The organism is Actinomycetota bacterium (assembly GCA_018830725.1).
GTDB lineage: Bacteria > Actinomycetota > Humimicrobiia > JAHJRV01 > JAHJRV01 > JAHJRV01.
The window spans coordinates 1-3,605 of record JAHJRV010000010.1; the positions used below are offsets into that span (position 1 = coordinate 1).

Consider the following 3,605-nt stretch of genomic DNA (forward strand, 5'->3'; position numbering starts at 1 on the left):
AATTATTTTTTTCTCTATTTTTTTTATATTTTGTTTTGGATTAATACTTCTTATTATATTTATTGTTTTTAGATTTTTTAGATTTTTTAAAAATATATCTAGTATTTCTGAAAGTATTAAAAATATTGAAAAAACATTAAAAGAAATTAAGGATATAAAAAAATGAAATTATTAGAATAATTTTAATAATTGCGATCTTACTTAATGTTTCAATTTTTATTTATCATTTATATAAAATAATAATAATAAAGATTAGAAATTATAAAAAATAAAAAAGGCCTCCGAGTAGAAGACCTTTTTTATTAAAAAAATTTAATCAAAGGAGTTAACTAAAATTAAAAAAACCTCCTTTATTTAATATTTTATATAAAAGTTTCTTAAAAGTCAAAAAATGTGCACAAAATTTATTTAAAAAATAGGGCAGTATGGCTTAAGTAATAGGGGAGTATGGCTTAAATTTCTTTATGAGTAAATAGGGCAATATGGCTTAAGTAAATAGGGCAATATGGCTTAAGTAATTTTATATATAAAACCTGATAAAAGCATAAAATTATTAAAAATGAATATTATATTTAACTTATTTAATAGAAAAAGAGATAAAAAAATATGAAGAAAAAAATCAAAGAAAAGGAAAAAACAGAATTAATTAAATCAGAAGTCAATCTAATAGAGAAGCCCTTTTATACTTTAGATCACGACAGATTTAAGAGAATCAAATCTAAAGAAGTAGAAATAAAAGGTGAAAAAACAATCATAAAGATATGGGAAGTTTCACCAGATTTAGAATTAGGACTGCCAACAGTTTTTGATATGAAGATCTTTAGAGTAATAGAAATGTTTATTTATAGAAATTTAAAGAAAAACGACGGAAATATAATAAATCCTTTAAATATCGGATCTATCTATCAAATATGTAAAATTTTGGGAATTGAAAATCATAGCGGTAATAGAAAATTTATAAAAGAAGCAATTGAGAGACTATCACTAACAGGCTTTATAACAAAAAATACTTTTTACTCTAAGGGAAAGAAAAAATTTTTAGGTGAAGCGTCTTTTCATTTATTTGATCGGGTGTGGAAAGGCAAGGAATTAAAAAACGGGGAAGTCGCAGACTCCAACTACATATACATAGCACCGCTTTATAAGGAGAGTATAGAAGCTCACTATATAAAATTATTAGATTTTTCATATATTAAAAGTTTAAATAGTGGTATTGCTATTAGGTTATATGAAATTTTAGGGATTAAATTCTATGGTATTAATAAGAAAAATTTTGATTTTATAAAATATAGCTACGAAAAACTTTGTAATCTATTGCCTTTAAAAGAACAAAAATATTTATCTCAAATTAAGCAACAATTAAAACCTGCACTCAAGGAATTAAAAGAAACTAAATTTTTAGAGAAATATATTTTTGAAGAGAAAGGGAATAAATTATTTATTAAATTTTATCCTGGTGTGAAATATTTTGAGGAAATTAAATTAAACGGCGCACCTAGAAAAAAAGCAATTGCTGAAATCAAAAGAATAAAAGAGATTTTAAAAGATGAAAAAGAAGATAAATTATCGCCGATGCCAAAAGGATTTATGAGCCAAATAAAAGAAATAGTCAAAGAAGCTGAAAATAAAATAAAAAGAATTTAAAAATTTATCGGGAGTATCGGGAGTCAATTTGGCGGTCTGATTATGCTCTAAAGAGATATCCCTGAGGGAATACTAAGGGGCTCTATTAGGAGAGAATACCAGGGGGCTCTATCAGGGGGGTATATTTTAGGCACAAAATTAGAATTTGAAAAAAAATATTATAAAATCTATGTTTTTAAATTTCGGACTTTTCGGACACTATAAAAAAAGAGTAAGCAAGGAATTGAGCCATTTCTTGAATTTCTTGAGTCTATAAAAAAGGAAAATGAATTAAGTCAATTAAGTCAGTCAATTCGGCAGTTTTAATTTCGGCAATTTCGGGACACTATAAAAAAGATAAAAGCTAAAAAAATTTATTGTCAGTTCTGTCAGTCAATTCGGCAGTTTTAAACCTAAACATTAATAATTTTCAAAGCCGAGATCCGTTAAACCCATTAAACCCTAATTTAAAAGAAGGAAAATAAAAACACTTTTTAATTCTATTTAAAGTCTTCACTCCACTTTTAAAAAATCCATACTAATTTAAAAAAATTTCATAAATTTAAACAGATTAGTTAAAATATAAACAGATTAGTTAAAATATATTCAAATACAAAATGAAAATTTTAAAAAAGGTGGAAATATGGATTTTAGAGATATAAAAGAGCGCAGGGAAGCGTTGGGGTTAACTTTAGGGCAATTGGCAAGCAAATGCCATAATAGGATCTCCCCACAATTACTGAATATGATCGAGAGGGGGAATAGGAACTTAACATCAGACAAGGCGCTGATTCTCGGTGAAGTTTTAAATTGTGAACCTTTTCAATTAGCGTTATCACAAACCCTTTCGAATCAAGGAATTTCTTTAAAAGATAGGGAAACGGCAGTCGATTTATTATTCGATGATTTTAGAAGATTATTAACTTTGAAATCTGAAGAGTTAGAAAAAAGAAAGGATTTAGATTTTGGTGATAGAGATACATTTGCTAGATCTAAAAAGCTGTCTAAACCTGAAGCTAAAAAAAGTAAAGATAATGGAGAGATTAAAAGAAATAGTGTTTGTGCTATTTTAACTGAAAAGAGGACAGTCACTTTTTATAATGAAAGGTATGATAGAAATGTCCCTAAAATAGTTAATGTGAAGACTGCAAGATTTTTAAGAAAGACTGGATTGTTTAAATTTGAGAAGATGAGAGATGAGAATCAAAGAAGCGATCAAAAAGGATAAGAAAAGGATAGAAAAAAGATATCACGATTCAGAAATGAATGAAACAAGCGACTTAATCGACGCTTAAAAAGGTTTAAACAAAACACAGGAATAGGTTACATTCTTACAGAATAGCGTCAAAAACGCGTTTTAATTAAACAATTCAATAAATTGTGTGGTATTAAGAACTTAATAATTAGCTAAAAAAAAGAATATTTGAAGACAATTTAAAAGATAAGAAAATATAAAAAATTTATCTGGAGTTTCTGGAGTCAACTCGGCAGTTTTAATATTGCGACTTTTGCGACTCAATAAAAAAAGAGGTAAAAAATGAAAATTAAACAAATATTAAATTACATAATTCTATTTGTATCTTTTATTCTTATATTTGGGCTTGTTTTAGCTTGTAGCGAGGTATCAACAAAACCTGAAAAGGTTGAAGAATTGACAGAAGAAGATACTAAGACTGATAAAGCCCTAGCTGAGTTCCAAGATGCTTACAACATTACCTTTCATGAATCAGTTGAAAAGCATGATGCTCTCAATCGGGAATTCAGTGAAAATGTACGCAAGTTGAATGCTATTGATGATGATAAAAAGGATTTAGACCCAAAAATGGAGTTTTCCTTGCTTAAAAGGAAAATTTTTAAATTATCACAAAACGCTCTTGATATCTTAGAAGAAATGCAAGAGATGTGTAAAAAACAAAAGGATAGCATCAATGACCAGAGTTACATAATATCTAAGATTCAGGGTAATGTTGTTAAAATTACAG

The 3,605-nt window shown here is 27.0% G+C and carries 3 protein-coding genes; all 3 read left to right on the top strand.

Features of this window, described 5'->3' with window-relative positions:
• Positions 1-606 precede the first annotated feature (606 nt).
• Positions 607-1,644, top strand: a complete 1,038-nt coding sequence (locus KKC53_00520; GenBank protein ID MBU2597658.1) for a replication initiation protein — start codon at positions 607-609, stop codon at positions 1,642-1,644.
• Between the two features lie 622 nt (positions 1,645-2,266).
• Positions 2,267-2,851, top strand: a complete 585-nt coding sequence (locus tag KKC53_00525; GenBank protein ID MBU2597659.1) for a helix-turn-helix transcriptional regulator — start codon at positions 2,267-2,269, stop codon at positions 2,849-2,851.
• A gap of 309 nt (positions 2,852-3,160) precedes the next feature.
• Positions 3,161-3,605, top strand: a 445-nt coding sequence (locus KKC53_00530) for a hypothetical protein (protein MBU2597660.1), incomplete at its 3' end; no start/stop codon positions are given.

Bases quoted from the DNA above. Each gene is read 5' to 3' on its own strand.
- KKC53_00520 (MBU2597658.1), top strand. From the start codon at position 607: ATGAAGAAAAAAATCAAAGAAAAGGAAAAAACAGAATTAATTAAATCA.
- KKC53_00525 (MBU2597659.1), top strand. From the start codon at position 2,267: ATGGATTTTAGAGATATAAAAGAGCGCAGGGAAGCGTTGGGGTTAACT.